Here is a 15,439-nt window from a genome sequence, read left to right as displayed (position 1 = left end):
AGGCACAGGAGAAAATTTACCGGAGGTATATATTTGATATCTCGACGTCTCGTTCCTCGCTTTGTCGGAGGATAAATTTTTGACTGTAACGAAGAAGATGGGCGAAAGACTGGTTATTCAAGGTACCCTTTTATTAATTCTACGACACTCAACAGGAAGTGAACAGACATGAGCGAAAAATATCGAGAGAAATTCGGCTGGAAGATCGGAGAGACCAGGCGGGTCTTTGAATCTCCCTTTTTCCGGATAGCAACTGCAAAAGTAATCTGCCCGCGCACCGGAATTACTCAGTCATACTATCGTTCTGAACTTTCCCCGTGGGTTAATATACTCGCCTTTACCCCCCGGCAGGAAATTGTACTGGTGCGTCAGTTCCGTTTTGGCACTGAAGCCATGGAGTGGGAACTGCCTGGTGGAATTGTGGAGGACGGCGAAGATCCGCTGCCCGCAGCACTCCGTGAACTGCAGGAGGAGACCGGATTTGTGGGTAAAAAAGCCGAGGTTATTGGCCGCACCTCCCCTAATTCCGCTATTCAGGACAATGAACTGTTTACCATCCTGGTCGAAGACGCCGAGAAGCTGGCCGAGACGAAGATGGACCCCATGGAGGACATTGAAACACGGCTCGTCGGGCTGGATGAGGTCTTCAAAATGATTAAAGAAGGTACTCTGCGTCACGCCTTCACCCAGGTCGCCCTGATGCGCTGGTTTTTGCACACCGGTCGACTGGGCTGAAAGCATGCGGGGAAATCCCGCTCCCGTTGACTTTTCCCCCATCTTCTAGTATTTCTGTGGAGCTGGTCATATCATCGGCGCGACGGATCATCGCCGCTTTTTTGGGGAGCAGCCACTGCCCCCTGTGAAATATTTCTTATATCTTTCCCATGAGTGAAGAAAATCAAACTCTCGCCCAACGGCGGGAAAAGGCAGAAGCGCTCGCCGATCTCGGCGTGAAACTCTATTCCAACGGCTTTACGCCCGCAAACAAGATCAGCGATCTTCTTCCCAGAGGTGAACATCTTGAAGCGGAGCAGAAAGACGAGAACGGTACACTCTACTCCATTGCCGGACGTGTTATGGCAATGCGCAAGTTTGGCAAGGCTGCCTTTATCACCATTACCGACCGCACAGGTCAGTTTCAGTGCTATATCAAGCGGGATATAGTTGGCGAAGAGATCTACGCGACCTTTAAGAAGTGGGACATCGGCGATATTGTCGGCGTGGAGGGCACCCTCTTCTGCACCAGAGTAGGGCAGCTGTCCCTGCAGGCACAGAAAATTGTCATGATCTCCAAGTCGCTGCGCCCCCTGCCCGACAAATGGCACGGCCTCTCCGATGTCGAGACCCGCTACCGCCAGCGCTATGTGGATCTCATCGTCACCGAAAAGAGCCGGGAGACATTCCGCAAGCGAGTTCAGATTATTCGTCTTGTTCGCGATTATCTCACCCGGGAAGGCTTCATGGAAGTGGAGACGCCGATGATGCACGCCGTTCCCGGTGGTGCCACCGCAAAACCCTTCAAGACGTATCACAACGCTCTGGAGATGCCACTCTATCTGCGTGTCGCGCCGGAACTCTACCTCAAGCGTCTGCTGGTCGGCGGTTTTGAGCGAGTCTTTGAGATCAACCGTAACTTCCGCAACGAGGGACTCTCCACCCGCCACAACCCCGAGTTTACCATGCTGGAGTTTTACCAGGCCTATGCCACCTATGAAGATATGAGCGCACTGACTGAGAAGATGCTTTCCGAGGTCTGCAATGAGGTCAATGGCACCATGCAGATTGAGTATCAGGGAACACCGGTCAACCTCGCCCCGCCCTGGCGGCGGATGACCATGCTCGACTCACTGGTGGAAATCGCCGGGCTGGATCGTGCTGTCATTGAGGACGATGAGAAGGTGAAGGCTCTGGCCATTGAACATGGCATTGAGCTGGCCGAAAATGCCGGTCCCGGCAAGGCACGCACCGAGCTGTTTGAACTTCTCGTGGAGGAGAAGCTGATCGAACCGACCTTCATCACCTCCTATCCGGCGGAGGTCTCCCCTCTGGCCCGTCGTAATGAGAAGAATCCTGACATTACCGACCGCTTTGAGCTCTTTATTACCGGGCGCGAGCTTGCCAACGCCTTCTCTGAGCTCAACGACCCGGTAGATCAGGAGCAACGCTTCCAGGCCCAGATTGACAACCGCGGGGACGACGATGAAATTCATCCTGAACTCGACCACGATTACATCCGTGCCCTTGAATATGGCATGCCGTCGGCTGCAGGAGAGGGAATCGGCATTGACCGTCTGGTCATGCTGCTCACTGACGCCCCCTCCATCCGCGACGTCATTCTCTTTCCGCATCTGAAGGCGGAGAACAGGGAAAGCAAGGTTCAGGAGTGATCCCGCACTGCGGAGACGGGGTTGCAGCAACCCGACACGACCCCTCTTCGCAGCACCATGCCCCCACGGGTATTCCCCCAGCCTTCCCACTCAAACTGCTATGTATGAATGGTTTATCAGCCGCCGTTACCTGCGCGCCAAACATAAAGATGGCTTCATATCCCTGATTTCCCTCATCTCGGTGGCGGGGATTACAGTGGGGGTGATCGCCCTCATCATCGTTCTCGCTGTCTATGCCGGTTTCACCGAGGGATTGCGTGATCAGATTCTCGGCCTCAATTCGCATATCATCGTACAGAGTTATCGCGGTCCTTTTGACAATTATGAAACGGTGCGGGAGCAGGTGCTCTCCACCGACAAGGTGGTTGGTGCCACCCCCTATATCTACACCCAGACCCTGCTCAGCTCTTCCTCGGGCGGTAACGGCGTCGTGTTGCGTGGACTTGATCCGCAGAGCGCAGCGGGTGTCATTGGGCTGCCGACACAGATGAAAAAAGGCAGTATCGCCGATCTCATCCAGCCCGCTGATGTGGCGGTACCCAACATCATTCTTGGCAAAGCACTGGCCGCTGACCTGCGGGTAAAGGTCGGTTCAAAGCTGCGCCTGATCTCTCCCTCCGGTCCCTTGACACCGATGGGTGTCATCCCCCGGATCAAGACCTGCCAGGTCTCGGGGATCTTTGAAAGTGGCATGTATGAATATGACTCCACCATCGCCTACATGGCGCTGGGCCAGGTCCAGAATTTCCTCGACCTCGGTAACGTCGTCCACGGTATCGAAGTGAAGGTTGCGCACAGCCAGCTTGACAACGCTGGCAGCATTGCCGAAGATATTGTCAAGAAACTCGGCCCGGGCTGGGCCGCCAAAGACTGGATGAAGATGAACTACAACCTCTTCGCCGCCTTCAAGCTGGAGAAAATCGGCATGTTCATCGCCGTGGCGCTGATCATCCTCGTTGCCGCGCTGAATATCGTCAGTGCCCTTGTAATGGTGGTGATGGAGAAGAACCGCGATATCGCCATCCTCAAATCAATGGGGGCGACCTCGCGCTCCATCATGAAGATCTTTTTCTTCCAGGGACTGGTCATCGGGCTGACCGGTACGGTGCTCGGGGTGCTCGGCGGTCTCGGCATCTGCAAGCTGCTGTCGAAATACCACTTCATTGAACTGCCCTCTAATGTCTATCCCATGACCACTCTGCCCATCAAGGTGTTGCCGATGGATGTCACCATTATCGCCTGTGCCTCGATTCTCATTACTCTGCTCGCCACCCTCTACCCTTCGTGGAAGGCGGCACAGATACAGCCGGCGGAGGTACTCTCATGACCCTGTTGCGTGCGGAAAAAATCTGCCGGGGATATGGCGAGAAAGAGCGACGCATCGAGGTTCTGCGGGAGGTAAGTTTGAGCGTAGAGGCTGGTGAGATGACCGCCATCATCGGCGCCTCCGGTTCTGGCAAGACCACCCTGCTGCAAATTCTCGGCACCCTTGACACGGCAGACAGCGGCGAACTCTATTTCCGGGATGAACTTCTCAGTAAACGCCCGGCAGACAAGCTGGCCGCTTTTCGCAACAAAGAGGTGGGCTTTATCTTCCAGTTTCACCATCTGCTGCCGGATTTTACCGCCCTTGAAAACGTAATGATGCCTGGACTTATAGGTGGAAGCAAACGCAAACTGCGTGAACGGGCAGAGACACTGCTCGACCGGGTGGAGCTCTCCGAGCGCAGTGATCACAAGGTGGCTGAACTCTCCGGGGGAGAACAGCAGCGCGCGGCACTGGCGCGCGCCCTGATTATGGAACCCGCAATACTGCTGGCCGATGAACCAACCGGTAATCTTGATGAACGTGCTGGCGAGTTGGTCTTCGACCTGCTCGCCAGCCTCTGCCGTGAGCAGAAACTTACCACAGTGATGGTCACCCACAACCGGGAGCTGGCGAGACGCATGGACCACTGCCTCACGCTGAAAGAAGGAAAGCTGGTCTGATAGAACAATACACTCGTGTACTACCATTTACACTTTGTATTGGCGGATTCAAAAGCAGGGACGGGAAAAGGGAGACAGGAAAAAGCGAAAGGCGGTAAGGCATTTTTTACCGCGAAGAACGCGAAGGAACGCGAAAAACTGGATAACCGACGAAAAACACTACACACGCGAAAGAACGTAAAAACCTTTGAGAAAAAAGATTTTTTTGAATGAAACCATTTATACCATTCCTATTAAGTTATGCCTCATTTGGGGGCTCAATCGCGGTTGTATCTGCTCTTAATAATTCCGGGAATTACTACCAGTTTAGCCCACCAATGGTTGTGTAATTCCACTGTTATCGTTACGTTTCCCGTCACAGTGTAGACAAGGCATGCCTTGTCTACAGAACAACATCGCGGGAAACCACCGCCGTGCCGATTTTCCATCAATGGTGATGAATCAATACAAAATGGAAATGGTATTACATCCTGTTTATCCATTCGTAATCGCCCAAAAAGATGTTCACGCAGTTGCGTTCTCTGGTCAGTAAAAATGTAATTGGTGCAAGACCTGTTCGTTCAGTGAAAACGAAAAGAAAACTGTCGGTGACAGTAAGAACTCCAAACGCTTTAGCTTTGGGGATATGCCAACCATCACAGCAGGGGAGAGTTATGCCTGACGACGATCACAATACTTCGCGCAGAACATTCATCAAAGCTGCTGGCGCCGGTGCTTTTGCGGTTGCAGCCTCGGGTTTGGGAGCAGGCAGCACATTAGCCGCAACAACCGGGTCCGTTGCGCCGTCCAGAAAAAAACGTGCAACAAAAAGTACGCATAAAGGACCGTACAATATTGTTTTCATCCTCACGGACCAGGAACGCTACTTTGAAACATATCCGCAAAGTGCAGAACTGCATGCCCGGGAAAAGATGCAGGAAGAAGGTGTCAGCTTTGAAAACCACTACACCTGCTCCAACATGTGTACAGCCTCACGTTCCGTCATCTATACGGGCCAGCATATCCAGAAAACCGGCATGTTCGACAACACCAACTGTCCCTGGCAGCCAGACATGTCCACGGACATTCCCACCATCGGCGACCGGTTGCGGGAACTGGGCTATTATACCGCCTACAAAGGCAAGGTACACCTGAGCCGCAAGGTTGAGCCCGATGACAGTGGCAAAATCAAGACCGATGCCATGGAACCCTACGGATTTTCGGATTATAACGCCAGGGGGGATGAATACGGTCATCTTCAGGGCGGATACACCCATGACAACACCTTTGCCGCCGATGCCGTGGACTGGCTCCGATCCAGGGGTACCAGGCTGGGAGAAAAAAAGCAGCCCTTTTTTCTGGGCGTCAATCTGGTCAATCCTCATGACATTATGTATTTTGACACCGATGCCCCGGGCACTCCCGTCCAGAATAATGGTTCGCTCTTAAACGAAATCAAACCAGGCCCCAAAAACAGCATATACGAAAGAACCCATCCTGATCTCCCCCTGCCGAAAAATCTCTACCAGCCTGTACAGGAAAAAGGTCGCCCCAGGGCTCACTACGAATATGAAAAGGGCTGGAACGCCATGCTGGGAAAAATCCCGGACAAAAACCAGAACTGGCAGCGGTACCGGGACTATTACCTGAATTGTCTTAAAGATGTAGATATGCAGATCAACAATGTTCTGGAAGAACTCGACCGGTTGGGAATGATGGAGAATACCATCGTGATTTTTACGGCGGATCACGGAGAAATGGCGGGGGATCATCACCTGCGAGGTAAAGGACCCTTTTCCTACGAGGAAAATATCCATCTTCCACTGTTTGTCATGCATCCTGGCATAGATGGCGGACAAAAAACCAGGGCTGTAACCTCTCATGTGGATCTTGTTCCCACCATCCTGGCCATGACCGGAATGGATCACAAAAAAGTAGCTGAAGCAGGCAAAGATCTTCCAGGAAAAAATCTAACAGATCTTTTGAAAAAACCAGCATCAGTCACCTTCGACGCTATCCGTCCCGGGGCCCTGTACTGTTACGACATGTTCATGACCATAGATGCAGACTTCATCGAGAAATCAGCCAAAGTTCTGGCAGAGGGTGGCGGAAAGGCGGAATTCAAAAAACAGGACATCAAACCGGATCTTAAAAAACGAGGGGCCATGCGTACCATATTTGACGGCAGATACAAATTTACCCGCTATTTTTCTCCCGTAGAACACAACACCCCCCGAGACTACAAAGAACTGGTCAAATACAACGAACTGGAATTGTACGACCTGCACAACGATCCCCGGGAAATGCAAAATCTTGCGATACATCTTCCCAAAAACAAGGAACTGGTCATGACCATGAACGACAAGCTCAATGAGCTCATTGATGCCGAAGTTGGCAAGGACGAGGGACAGCAACTACCGGGATACCCCGATGTCAATTGGGCGGTGACAGATTTCAGGGATTGATCAACAAACAGGTGTTTGTTGAGAGAGAATCATTCTCGTACAGGGGCACGGCACGCCGTGCCTCTTGAAATTCCAGATAAAAAAATTCGCCCCTCCCCATCCTTGACAACCACCAGATAACTTTCAGGAACTCACTCCCCATGCCCTTCTTTGCTGTCATGGCCAAGCCTGTCGGCCCCTTGTGCAACCTTTCATGTTCCTATTGCTATTACAAAGAAAAAGTCTCCCTGTACCCTGACGTATCCACCTTCGTCATGCCGGATACGGTTCTGGAATCGTTCATCAGCCAGTACTTTTCCCTCAATGGTTCGAACGGTGCTGATTTTTCATGGCAGGGAGGGGAACCTCTGCTCCTGGGTCTTGATTTTTTTGAAAAGGTGATCCGGTTGGAAAAACGTTATGCCCGGGGAAGACGTTTTTCCAACACCATCCAGACCAACGGCACACTGATCAACGACAACTGGTGCGAATTCTTTACCCGGAACAAAATTCTTGTGGGACTGAGCATCGACGGACCGCCCGATCTTCATGACCTGTACCGTCGGGACAACCAGAACAATCCCACGGCGCATACGGTAATTGCGGCGGCGGCGCTGTTGTCCAGGCACGGTGTAGAATTCAATACCCTGACAACCATCAGCAATGCCAACGCGAAAAGACCTCTGGAAACCTATGCATTTCTCAAGGAAATCAGCCAGGGGTTCATACAGTTTATTCCCCTTGTGGAAAGAATTCCCGGTCCCGAAGCCCAGAGTCTCGGCCTGAGTCTGGATATCCCGCCGGGGGGAGGCGGAGACTACGGGATAGAGGTTACCCCGTGGAGTGTATCCCCCGAAGACTTTGGTACATTTTACACGACCATCTTTGACGAGTGGGTCCGCCATGATGTGGGCACAGTATTCGTGCAGCTTTTCGACGTCACCCTGGCCAATCACCTCGGAGCTCCGCCTGTCGTGTGTTATTATTCACCTGACTGCGGCCAGGCAGGAGTTCTCGAACACAATGGGGACATGTACGCCTGCGACCATTTTGTCTATCCGGCCACAAAACTCGGCAACATCATGACCACGGATATGGAAACCATGCTTACCGGGGAACGACAAAAAGCCTTCGGACTGGCCAAATCTCTGGCACTGCCCACCTGTTGCACCACCTGTGATGTCCTCTTTGCCTGTCACGGAGAGTGCCCCAAAAATCGATTTGCCTGGACACCGGACGGAGAACCGGGGCTGAACTACCTGTGCGCCGGCTATAAACATTTTTTCAGGCACAGCGGAGAAGCCATGCAGCGGATGGCACAGCTGCTGAGATCCCGCCAGCCTGCTTCACTGATTATGGATGGAAACCACACGTCTTAAAGTAGACAATTTTATCCAGTCTTTCGCTTTTCGCCTTCCTTCGCGTTCTTCGCGGTAAAAAATGTTTTACCGTCTTTCGCTTTTCCCTGTCTCCCGTCTCCTTTCTCCTGTCTCCCATCCCCCTGCCTTTAAATTCGCCAAGAGAAAGTGAAAATAGCATTTAGTGAGGTCACAACTTAATAGAAATGGTATTAATCGTTATCCCCCGCCTTCCCCTTCCGAATAAGCGCATTGCGGTAATCAAAGTAAGCCTGACGGGTCGCGATATAGGGGTCAAATGCCATCTTGCGAAACTCATCATAGAAATGGGGATTAAGCGAGAGGAAGTTGAGATTGTCAGCGGTAACCAGTTCCCCACTGACCAGCCAGTCATCAATCAGCCAGAAGGTGGGCCGGGAAAAGCCATCTACGCCAAACCCCACCGTATCACGCGCCGAAGAGGGGCCTATCAGCGGCCAGTAAAGGTAGAATCCATTCCCTATTCCCCAGACACCAAGGGTCTGCCCGAAATCCGCCCGCTGTTTCTTCAGACCAAACTCCTGATCTGCCACATCCGCCAGACCGAGAACACCCGCCGTCGTGTTGATGACAAAACGTCCCAGAATAATGCCGGACTTGTCAACATCCCCCTGCAGCAGAGCATTTACCATGCGCACCGGGGAATAGAGATTCTCAAAAAAGGTGTTAATACCGGTGCGCAGCCCAATCGGCACAACCTTCGCATATCCCTTGGAAACCGGGCTCAGCACCCAGACATACATCTTGTCGTTGACCGTATAGAAGACCCGGTTCATCGGCTCAAGCGGATCCGCGATAGAGCCCATGGCTTCATCAATAGTAGTCTCTTCATCCCATGAGGGCGCATCACCCCAATCGTCACCACTTCCCGTGTCTTCATCCCATGGGGGAGCATTACTCCAATGTTCTCCACCTGCAGAATCTTCATCGCTGAGCAGATCGGGAATATTTGCATTGGCAGCAAAAGAAATTGAGGGAGAAGCAAGACTGAACATTGCCAGAAATAAAACCGCCAGCAGTCGTTTCTGTATCATAAGTATTCTATGTTTCAACAGTTTTTTTATTAAAGGCTCTCAAATCTGCAGATGGGACTCAATCACCTCTGCCAGCAATGGAGCAATGGGGTATACCTCAAGAATCCCGCCGCTCCTGCGGCCGGGCCAGGTGTCGGAACCAATGACCTTAACAACAGGGCTGCGGGTAAATTTTTCTATCGCATCCCCTGCCATCACCAGATGGGTGGCGTGGGCATACACATCTTTCGCCCCCGCCTGCAGACAGCGTTCAGCAGTCTGGATGATGGAGCCGCCGGTACGGATCATGTCATCACAGATAATAGCCGTCTTGCCCTTTACCACGCTGGAGACCTGACCGACAATAGTTTTGTCGGTGTCGAAGCGATCCTTGTCGGCGGCAGTATGGGAACAACCGAGCAGACTCGCCAGCCGGGCTACCCGTTTGGAGAAACCATAGTCCGGTGAGACGAGAACATAATTTTCAAGTCCGAGACCGGCAATGGCCTTCGCCGAACTTTCGTCGGTCCAGATGTGATACGTGCTCACGGACCCGCTGTGAGCGTGCAGTACAGCCTCATTGTGCAGATCGACAAAACCGACATAATCCGGTCGGGCATGGAAGATCTGCCGGGTACGGGTGATTCCCTTGGGAATCTCAAAGATACCCGGTTTGGCCCGCTCCATGGTGGAATACCCAAGATAGGGAATAATGACGTTGATAGAGCGCGCGTTCCAGAAACGACCGCCGGAAATGAGATCCAACAACTCCTGGAAGGAGTTGTCATTGTGGGTGGAAGCAATAATGACAAGGTCTTTCTCCTCAATGGAGAAAGGAAAGGCGTGCCAGAATTCGCCGTCGGCGAACTGTTTGCGTTCCATCCTGGTAAAAGGCATCCACAGGCGCTCGGCGATACACTGACCAAGATCGGTAGAAGCAGTTCCCGCTATAAGGACAACATCTTCTTTTTTTCGCATGGCTCTTCCCGTTGTTTATAGAATTGTGCGGTGCCGCGCTACTCCTGCCACCCGGCACCGCCCTTTTCCTACTTGAGCAGTTCAGCGACGATGGCATCTCCCATTGCAGCAGTACCTGCCGGGGTCCCGCTGCCGAAAAGATCAGCAGTGCGAATTCCGGCATCAAGAGTACGGGCGACAGCGCCCTCAATTGCCTCGGCAACATCATTCATTGCAAAGCTGTAGCGCAGCATCATCGCCGCAGAGAGAATCTCGGCAATGGGGTTGGCAATACCCTGCCCGGCGATATCCGGCGCGGAACCACCGGCCGGCTCATAGAGACCGAACTTCTCTTTATTAAGGGAGGCAGATGCGAGCAGGCCCATGGAACCGGTAATCATTGCAGCCTCGTCGCTGATAATATCACCGAACATGTTCCCGCAGAGCAGAACGTCAAACTGGCCGGGATTTTTCACCAGCTGCATGGTGGTATTGTCCACATAGAGATGGTTGAGTTCCACTTCGGGGTACTCTTTCGCGATCTCGCAGACAATCTCCCGCCACATGACCATGCAGGTAAGAACGTTGGCTTTATCAACAGAGGTAACCTTTTTGCGGCGCACCATCGCGGCTTCAAAGGCCATGCGGGTAATGCGTTCAATCTCGCTGCGTTTGTACCCCATTGTATCGTAGGCGTATTCATCGGCACCAGAGCCTTCCCGGCCTTTGGGAGTCCCGAAGTAGATTCCGGAAGTGAGTTCACGCACGCAGAGAAGATCAAAACCGTCAGCGATGATATCGGGACGCAGGGGACAGGCTGCAGCAAGAGATTTAAAAACCTTCGCGGGACGGAAATTGCAGAAGAGGTCGAAGTGTTTACGCAGAGGCAACAGCGCGGCACGTTCCGGCTGCTGTGCAGGCGGCAGTTTTTCCCACTTCGGTCCACCGACAGAGCCAAAGAGGACAGCATCGCTCTTCTCACAGACATCAAGCGTGGACTGCGGCAGAGCCTCGCCGTGGCTGTCAATGGCGCAGCCGCCGACATCGGCATACTCATAACTGAGCTCAAAACCAAACTTCTTCTGCGCCGCATCAAGCACCTTGATTGCTTCTGCCATGACTTCGGGCCCGATTCCATCTCCAGCCAGCACTGCTACCTTCTTCATAACCGCAACTCCTTTTTCAAGTATGTAAAATTGTGAGTACAAAACGCTCTGCCTTCGAGAATGGCAGAATAATTTTCCGAACGTCTTTAAGACGATAAGAATTCTTTTCCATAATAACAGAGGCAGCCTTCAACTCCTCTTTCCATTTTGGCCCCTTCATCAGCAGCAGAGTTGCATCCTGAAAGGCGGTAACCAGCTCAAGAAAGGAGCCGACATCGGTAACCGCCCGGCAGGTAATATGGCTGAATTTCTCTGCGGTGAGCGGAGAATCCGCCTCCAGCCGCTCCTCGCGAACAACCAGCGGTGCGCCCTCTTGCGAGAGGCCGAGGGTGCGGATAACGTGGCGCAGAAAATTGACCCGTTTCTGACGGGGCTCAACCAGAGTCAAGCCCAGCGTCGGCATGGCCGTCCGGCAGACGAGGCCGGGAAAGCCCGCTCCGGTGCCAATGTCGAGCAGGTGGCAATTGCCCGTCAGCTCCGGCAGCAGCGTAAGGGAGTCGAGAAAGTGCTTCTCCACAATATCCTCAACGCTGGCCGTTTTGGCAACGAGATTGATACGGCCGCGCCACTTCAGCAGCTCCGCACAGTAGTTTTCAAGCAGAGCCAGTCGTTCCGGTGCAGGGGCGTACGCGCTGCCAAGGCTGCTGAGCCCCTTCTCCAGCAGGAGTCTGCTCTCAGTCATGGTTCAGACGAACGTTAACGGAATTGGCGTGCGCGTCGAGCCCTTCAAGGTGGGCGAGACGCATGATATCTTCGGCGTCGTTCTCAATTGCCTGTCGTGAGTAACTGATGATGGAACACTTTTTCAAAAAGGTTTCCACCCCGAGGGACGAGGCAAAACGAGCTGTGCCCATGGTCGGCAGCACATGGTTGGGACCGGCGAAATAATCTCCCGCCGCCTCCGGAGTATTAGCACCGAGAAAGATGGCTCCAGCGTGACGTATAAAGGGAATCTGCTCCCAGGGGTTGACGATATCAAGCTCAAGATGCTCACTGGCGATATCGTTGGCCAACCGTATGGCCTCCTCAAGATCTTTGACAATCATCATCGCACCCCGCTCGGTGAGAGAGGTACGGGCAATTTTTTCACGGGAAAGCAACGGAAGCTGTTTCTCCAGCTCGGCGAGCACCTTCTCCGGCAGCGTTTCATCGGTGGTCAGCAGAAGAGCCAGCGCCTGGGGATCGTGTTCCGCCTGGGCAAGCATATCAGCCGCCAGATGGGCGGGAACGGCATTGGCATCAGCCACGATCAGAACTTCTGACGGACCGGCGATCATATCAATACGCACCATACCGGAAACCTGCTTCTTTGCCTCGGCAACAAATTGATTGCCTGGCCCGACGATGACATCCACCTTTGGAATGCTCTCCGTGCCATACGCCAGCGCAGCGATCCCCCAGGCCGAACCGGCACGATAGATATCGCTGATGCCGATCTCCTGGGCCGCTACGAGCAGGAAAGGGCTGACTTTACCATCGCGTCCCGGAGGGGTAACCATAACCCGTCTGCGCACGCCAGCGATGGAAGCGGGGATTCCGTTCATCAACACTGAAGAGACCAGGGGCGTAGAGCCACCGGTTCCACCAGGAACATAAAGTCCTGCAGAGTCCACCGGACGAACCAGACGTCCGACCACTGTGCCGTCATCGCGGGTCTGCAGCCAGGAGTCCTCCATTTCACGTTCGTGAAAATTCCAGATGCGCTCCACCGCAGCCTTGATTGAACCGAGAGTTTTCTCGTCCACTTCATTATAGGCGGCACGCAGCTCCTCGCCGGTCACCTGTAAATTTTCTACAGTGAGCCCGGGGCAGTCAAATCTGCGGCCATAATCCACCAGCGCCTCATCACCCTGCCCGGCAACATTTTTTATAATTTTCGCCACCGAACCGGCACAGTCGGCATCGGCGAGCTGAAAGCGATCCAAAATTTTTTCGAGGACGGCATTGCCCTCATCCGTTCCCAGTTTTACAGGTGTAATCAGCATAATAAATTGTCTCCTTTTCAATTCCAAATTCCACGGCAAAGATAATACAGCCGCCACTATACGATATTTCTTTTAATTTAGAAAGAGACCCCGGGGACCGGCAGAAACGAGAGAAAACAGACAAAGACAAAAAGGGAGACAGGAGGCAGGGGGACGAGAGACAGGGAAAAGCAAAAGACGGAACATCGAAAAACTTTTTGCCAAAGGAAAGCCCTAAACATGCGAATAAAGGCAAAAAAATTTAAAGGGCATAATACAATTACATTTTTTACTGACCAGAGAACGCGATTGTGTGGAGATCTTTTTTGGCGATTACGAATGAGTAATATTCCGTGCTTTCCGTGTCTTCCGTGGTTTACCAAAAGCATTATAACAGATCGAATTCAACCTCAAGGGCATTCTCTTATGGTTTTTCCAGTAATCCATGGCCTGACCTGTTCAGCACCTCCATGGCGCAGCCCACAATCTGATAAACCTCATCTTTCAGTAATAATTCGTGTTTATTGGTGTCCATTCGTGGTTCCTTTTGCTTTTTCCTGTCTCCTTTCTCCCTTTTTCCGTCCCCCTGTCTTTGAATCCGCCACTACAAAATGTAAATGGTATAACTTCCGGGAGAAAGCTGATTATCTTTTTTTTATTGCAGAAAATCTCTGTCATTTCCATACGATTCATCAAGAATTTACCCGTGGTTATTCACTCTTCCGGGACCCTTCCGTCAACCCGCTGCACTTTGTACATTTAAGAATTTGCAATGATGGGGTATTGTTATCGAAGTATTTGATACAAATGTTAAGAAAAACACTAAAGGGTGTCTTGAATAATCTTGTATTTCGTTCATATTCAAGGCACAGGAGAAAATTTACCGGAGCTATATATTTGATATCGGAGTCTGGCGCTTACCTGCGAGGATAAATTTTTAACTGTAACAAAGAAGATGGGCGAAAGACTGATTATTCAAAGTTCCCTGGAAATTTTCCACAGATTAAAAAATCAGACAGGACCGACAACCGGGCGGGCAACAGGAGCCGGGCAGGGTCTCAAATAAGGAATATCATGAAATTTGAACCAAAATGGATCGCCTGGGAAATTACCCGCCGATGCAACCTTAAATGTGTTCACTGCCGCTCCTCTTCGGAAATGGCCGTGGTGGGACATCCCGACTTCTCTTTCGACCAGGCAAAGGCGGTTATCGATGACATTGTCTCCTACGCCTCGCCGGTACTTGTTCTCTCCGGCGGTGAACCACTGCTTCGCCCCGATGTCTTCGATATTGCCAGTTACGGAACCCAAAAGGGATTACGCATGTGTCTCGCCACCAACGGAACACTGGTAACCCCGGAGACCTGCCGTAACATTAAAGAGAGCGGCATCAAGATGGTCTCCATGAGCATCGACGGTTCCAACGCCACCACCCACGATAATTTCCGTAATCAGGAGGGAGCTTTTGCGGGAACAATGAACGCCGTTCGACTCTTCAATGAGCATAAGATTCCCTTCCTGATCAACTCTTCTTTCACAATGCGCAACCGAGAAGAGATCCCGGATATCTATCGTATGGTGAAAAAACTCGGTGCCACTGCATGGTATATGTTCATGATCGTCCCCACAGGGCGCGGTGAAGATGTAATGGATGAGCTCATCCCCACCGAGGTATACGACGAGATTCTTGAATGGCACTACGAAACTGAGAAAAAGGAAGACGACTTGCTGATGCGCCCGACCTGCGCTCCGCACTACTACCGCATCATCCGTGAGAAGGCAAAAGAGGCAGGCGAGAAGGTCCAGCGGCGCAACCTTGAATTTTCCACCGGCGGCTCCAAGGGATGCCTTGCCGGACAGCTTATCTGCCTGATTGATGTAGACGGCGAAGTACAGCCCTGCAGCTATTTTCCCCTGTCCGCCGGCAACATCTTTAAAATACCGTTTAAACAGATCTGGGAAGATTCGGAACTTTTCAATCAGCTTCGCGATTTCAAGAGCTACAAAGATAACTGCGGCCAATGTGAATATATTAACGTCTGTGGCGGTTGCCGCGCACGAGCCTGGTCCATGACCGGAGACTTCCTTGCAGGGGAACCCTTCTGCAACTATATTCCGCGTACAATGCGCACTAAATGAATCA

13 protein-coding genes are annotated in these 15,439 nt (G+C 52.2%); 7 read left to right on the top strand and 6 right to left on the bottom strand.

Annotated features, from left to right (window positions below):
- Positions 1 to 168 precede the first annotated feature (168 nt).
- The 4 genes from JWG39_RS01940 (at position 169) to JWG39_RS01925 (ending at position 4,376) form a co-directional block, all read left to right on the top strand.
- A complete protein-coding gene (locus tag JWG39_RS01940; RefSeq protein ID WP_205217668.1) occupies positions 169 to 735 on the top strand; it encodes an NUDIX hydrolase in 567 nt (188 codons plus the stop codon).
- A gap of 149 nt (positions 736 to 884) precedes the next feature.
- The gene (gene lysS, locus JWG39_RS01935; RefSeq protein WP_205217667.1) at positions 885 to 2,387 is read left to right on the top strand and encodes a lysine--tRNA ligase; all 1,503 of its coding nucleotides are present in this window, start codon (positions 885 to 887) and stop codon (positions 2,385 to 2,387) included.
- A 100-nt stretch (positions 2,388 to 2,487) separates the two neighbouring features.
- On the top strand, positions 2,488 to 3,714 hold the full coding sequence (locus tag JWG39_RS01930) for a lipoprotein-releasing ABC transporter permease subunit (protein ID WP_205217666.1): 1,227 nt from the start codon (positions 2,488 to 2,490) through the stop codon (positions 3,712 to 3,714).
- The gene (locus tag JWG39_RS01925) at positions 3,711 to 4,376 is read left to right on the top strand and encodes an ABC transporter ATP-binding protein (protein ID WP_205217665.1); all 666 of its coding nucleotides are present in this window, start codon (positions 3,711 to 3,713) and stop codon (positions 4,374 to 4,376) included. The genes JWG39_RS01930 and JWG39_RS01925 overlap by 4 nt, the downstream gene beginning before the upstream one ends.
- A 257-nt stretch (positions 4,377 to 4,633) precedes the next feature.
- Here JWG39_RS01925 and JWG39_RS01920 read toward each other — a convergent pair whose 3' ends face one another.
- Entirely contained in the window at positions 4,634 to 4,804 is a 171-nt protein-coding gene (locus JWG39_RS01920; RefSeq protein WP_205217664.1) for a hypothetical protein, read from the bottom strand.
- Positions 4,805 to 5,029: 225 nt separating this feature from the next.
- Here JWG39_RS01920 and JWG39_RS01915 point away from each other — a divergent pair, with 225 nt between their 5' ends.
- Together JWG39_RS01915 and JWG39_RS01910 are read left to right on the top strand one after the other, a co-directional pair.
- On the top strand, positions 5,030 to 6,820 hold the full coding sequence (locus JWG39_RS01915) for a sulfatase family protein (protein WP_205217663.1): 1,791 nt from the start codon (positions 5,030 to 5,032) through the stop codon (positions 6,818 to 6,820).
- Positions 6,821 to 6,960: 140 nt separating this feature from the next.
- Positions 6,961 to 8,178, top strand: a complete 1,218-nt coding sequence (locus JWG39_RS01910) for an anaerobic sulfatase maturase (RefSeq protein WP_205217662.1) — start codon at positions 6,961 to 6,963, stop codon at positions 8,176 to 8,178.
- A gap of 191 nt (positions 8,179 to 8,369) precedes the next feature.
- Here the strand turns inward: JWG39_RS01910 and JWG39_RS01905 are convergent, their stop codons facing one another.
- From JWG39_RS01905 to hisD, 5 genes are all read right to left on the bottom strand, one after another.
- On the bottom strand, positions 8,370 to 9,230 hold the full coding sequence (locus JWG39_RS01905) for an MlaA family lipoprotein (protein ID WP_205217661.1): 861 nt from the start codon (positions 9,228 to 9,230) through the stop codon (positions 8,370 to 8,372).
- Positions 9,231 to 9,269: 39 nt separating this feature from the next.
- Positions 9,270 to 10,187, bottom strand: coding sequence for a ribose-phosphate diphosphokinase (locus tag JWG39_RS01900; RefSeq protein WP_205217660.1), 918 nt, complete (start codon positions 10,185 to 10,187; stop codon positions 9,270 to 9,272).
- Positions 10,188 to 10,255: 68 nt separating this feature from the next.
- Positions 10,256 to 11,332 carry a 3-isopropylmalate dehydrogenase gene (leuB, locus tag JWG39_RS01895; RefSeq protein ID WP_205217659.1) on the bottom strand — a complete coding sequence of 359 codons (1,077 nt, stop codon included), beginning with the start codon at positions 11,330 to 11,332 and terminating at the stop codon, positions 10,256 to 10,258.
- Between the two features lie 16 nt (positions 11,333 to 11,348).
- On the bottom strand, positions 11,349 to 12,014 hold the full coding sequence (rsmG, locus tag JWG39_RS01890; RefSeq protein ID WP_205217658.1) for a 16S rRNA (guanine(527)-N(7))-methyltransferase RsmG: 666 nt from the start codon (positions 12,012 to 12,014) through the stop codon (positions 11,349 to 11,351).
- The gene (gene hisD, locus JWG39_RS01885; protein ID WP_205217657.1) at positions 12,007 to 13,317 is read right to left on the bottom strand and encodes a histidinol dehydrogenase; all 1,311 of its coding nucleotides are present in this window, start codon (positions 13,315 to 13,317) and stop codon (positions 12,007 to 12,009) included. Before hisD ends, rsmG begins: the two co-directional genes overlap by 8 nt.
- Before the next feature lie 1,053 nt (positions 13,318 to 14,370).
- Here hisD and JWG39_RS01880 point away from each other — a divergent pair.
- Positions 14,371 to 15,435, top strand: coding sequence for a radical SAM/SPASM domain-containing protein (locus JWG39_RS01880; RefSeq protein ID WP_205217656.1), 1,065 nt, complete (start codon positions 14,371 to 14,373; stop codon positions 15,433 to 15,435).
- Positions 15,436 to 15,439 lie beyond the last annotated feature (4 nt).

Source organism: Desulforhopalus vacuolatus, from assembly GCF_016918505.1.
GTDB lineage: Bacteria > Desulfobacterota > Desulfobulbia > Desulfobulbales > Desulfocapsaceae > Desulforhopalus > Desulforhopalus vacuolatus.
This window is presented reverse-complemented; position numbering and strand designations above follow the sequence as displayed.